Raw genomic sequence first — 3,162 nt, forward strand, 5'->3', positions numbered from 1 at the left:
AGTCGGTACACCGAAAGAAGTGTATGATAATCCAGAGAATGTATTTGTCGGCGGATTCATTGGCTCTCCTGGAATGAATTTTTTCAAAGGAGTATTAACAGATAATGCAGTTATGATTGATAAGTGGAAAATTGAAGTGCCAGAAGAGAAGATGAAAGGCTTGCGAAATAAGGGCTATACGAATAAAGAAATCATAATAGGAATACGTCCAGAAGACTTTTATTATGGAAAAGAAATCGAGGATTTACCATATAACGCAAAAGTAACGGTATGTATTGATGTAGCAGAACTAATGGGAGCAGAAACATATCTATATTCTAACATTAATGGACAATCTTTTGTTGCACGTGTGGACACATCTTTAGATGTGCAAAGTCAATCAAATATAGAGCTCGGTTTAAACATGGACAAAGTTCATTACTTTGATTCAGAAACTGAGAAACGGATTGTTTTATAGATAATAATTAAGGTGAGAATATTTTTAAAGTGTCTTCAAATACTACAATTAAATGAATAATAAAGAAGTCGATTATCCTTTAATTTACAGGGAATCGACTTTTTTACTGTTTTAGGAAACTATTTGTGGTTAGTTTCATGGAAACGGGGATTACTATTATCAACGTGCATAAATGCTTTTTCCATTATAGAAGTTTTTTTTGGACGTAAGCAATTTGTAAGGAATGAGTAAGAAGAAAGAGATTTTTATAGTATAAAATATTTATTATACCTGCGTATAACACCTACTACTAATAATGTGTTATAATACGAATTAGCAACATAAAGGAAAGGAATTAGAAAAAATGACATTACAAAATACTAAAAATTTAAAAAAACAAGTTGCTCCTTTTGAAAAATCAACGGCAAAAAAAAGTGTTTGGCAAATCATCAATACGGTAGTGCCATTTATTATCTTATGGTACCTTGCTTATAAAAGCCTGTCCGTTTCTTATTGGTTAGCATTAGTTCCATCTCTGTTAGCCGCTGGATTTATGACACGGGTTTTCATTATTTTTCATGATTGTACCCATCATTCTTTTTTTAAAAGTCGTCGTGTAAATAGAATAGTAGGGACATGTATGGGTGTTTTAACTTTATTCCCGTTTGATCAATGGGGGCATGAGCATTCCGTTCATCACGCTACAAGTGGTAATTTGGATAAGCGAGGTACAGGAGATATTTGGACCCTTACAGTGAAGGAATATTTGGCAGCGCCATTTAGACTCCGTTTAGCATATCGTTTATATCGCAATCCATTGGTTATGTTTGGGTTAGGTCCGATTTATGTTTTCCTACTTAAAAATAGATTTAACAGAAAAGGTGCTAGAAAGAAGGAACGCATGAATACCTATTTGACGAATGTTTTAATTGTTGCTTTAGTAGGGTTACTTTGCTGGGCAATCGGATGGCAATCGTTTCTTTTAGTACATGGTTCCATATTCTTAATAGCAGGTTCAATAGGTATTTGGCTGTTTTACGTACAGCACACATTCGAGGATTCTTATTTTGAAGAAGATAAAGAGTGGGAATATGTGAAAGCGGCAGTAGAAGGAAGTTCATTTTATAAACTTCCCAAAATCCTACAATTTCTAACTGGTAATATTGGATTTCACCATGTTCACCATTTAAGTCCAAGAGTACCTAATTATCAATTAGAAGAGGCACACAATAATACGCTTCCTTTAAAAWATGTACCAACGATTACTCTTGCTACAAGTTTGCGGTCACTCCGTTTCCGTCTTTGGGATGAGCAAAACAACAATTTTGTTAGCTTTAAAGACGTTAAAAATTTAGTGAAAAACAATGTTTCTATTCCAGTAAAATCAGAACTATAACTTCACCACATATAACTGACTCCCCTTAATCATTTTTGATTTAAGGGGAGTTTTTGTTTAAATAGTAGATGTACGATATGGAGAAAACTTAAATGATTTAAATTGTAATGGAGGTGGATTAGGAAATAGTAGGTATTAGTATAAGAAGACGATAAAAATATTATGTTAACAATTTGAGACGATTGATATTACTTTTTTCAATAGATATTATGCTTAGTCTCTGAGTATATTTCATCTGGTGTGTATCATGTCTTACAAGAAACGTATGATTTAAAACTTGATACAATCTGCAGCAAATACATATGAAAATGATGTTACCAAGGGTATTACGCTATGAAATAAATGATAATAAGAATAGGTGAATTATTTTAGAATAACAAAATACAAAACGGACAAACTCAATTATCCTTGAATTTGTCCGTTCAGTTACTGGTGAAAAAGGAGGAGTATGTAAATGAAATGTGCATATAGTCTAAAACTGTTTAAAGATATGTGTATTCAGCTAAAGTGATCTCTTTTACAGTTTTTACTCTTTAGTTTGCCTAGATAGTTCAACAGACTTTTGCGTACAACGCTGCATAGCTGAAATGATGGCTGTTCGTAAGCCTTTTTCCTCTAATGTTGCTACAGCTTCTATTGTTGTTCCGCCTGGGGAACAAACCATATCTTTCAATGCACCTGGATGCATTCCTGTTTCTAGTACCATTTTTGCAGAGCCTAACACAGCTTGAGCTGCGAATTTATATGCTTGATTTCGTGGCATACCATCTAATACAGCTGCATCTGCCATCGCTTCTATAATCATATATACATATGCTGGTGAAGAACCACTTACAGAAGTTACAACATCCATTAATTTTTCACTTACTATCTCTGTTTGACCAAAACTATTGAAAATGTTGAGTACATCTTCTAGATCTCTTTCTGTCACCATTTCATTAGGACATAACGCAGACATTCCTTCTCCAACAAGAGCAGGTGTATTAGGCATTACTCTTACAACCCTTAACTTTTTATGAAAAGCATCCTCAGTACTTTTGATGCTTTTTCCTGCAGCGATCGTTACGACGATAACATCGTTTTTTATCACTTCTTTTATTTCGTTAATTATTGATGCGTATAGGTCTGGTTTAATTGATAAAATTAAAATATCAGCATTTTTAGCTACTTCATTGTTGTCAGTAGTTGTAGTTAGCCCGTATTTTTCACTGGCATTTTTTAAATTCGTAGTGTTTAAATCTGAACAAATGATTTTATTTGAAGACACTATATTTTTGTTTAGCATTCCGCCAATTATAGCCATCCCCATATTTCCGCATCCGATGAATCC

Annotated in this window: 3 protein-coding genes; 2 read left to right on the top strand and 1 reads right to left on the bottom strand. The window is 33.5% G+C overall.

Annotated elements, in window-relative coordinates; genetic code table 11:
- Together AC1DTM_RS21115 and desA are read left to right on the top strand one after the other, a co-directional pair.
- Nucleotides 1-457 (top strand): ATP-binding cassette domain-containing protein (locus AC1DTM_RS21115; RefSeq protein ID WP_477000794.1); only part of this gene is annotated, 457 nt, incomplete at its 5' end.
- 343 nt (nucleotides 458-800) lie between these two features.
- Nucleotides 801-1,832, top strand: coding sequence for a Delta(5) desaturase DesA (gene desA / locus AC1DTM_RS21120; RefSeq protein WP_477000795.1), 1,032 nt, complete (start codon nucleotides 801-803; stop codon nucleotides 1,830-1,832).
- Nucleotides 1,833-2,358: 526 nt separating this feature from the next.
- Here desA and proC read toward each other — a convergent pair.
- Nucleotides 2,359-3,162 (bottom strand): pyrroline-5-carboxylate reductase (gene proC / locus AC1DTM_RS21125; protein WP_477000796.1); only part of this gene is annotated, 804 nt, incomplete at its 5' end.

The sequence above is a fragment of the Bacillus sp. P4_D3 genome (assembly GCF_056401855.1).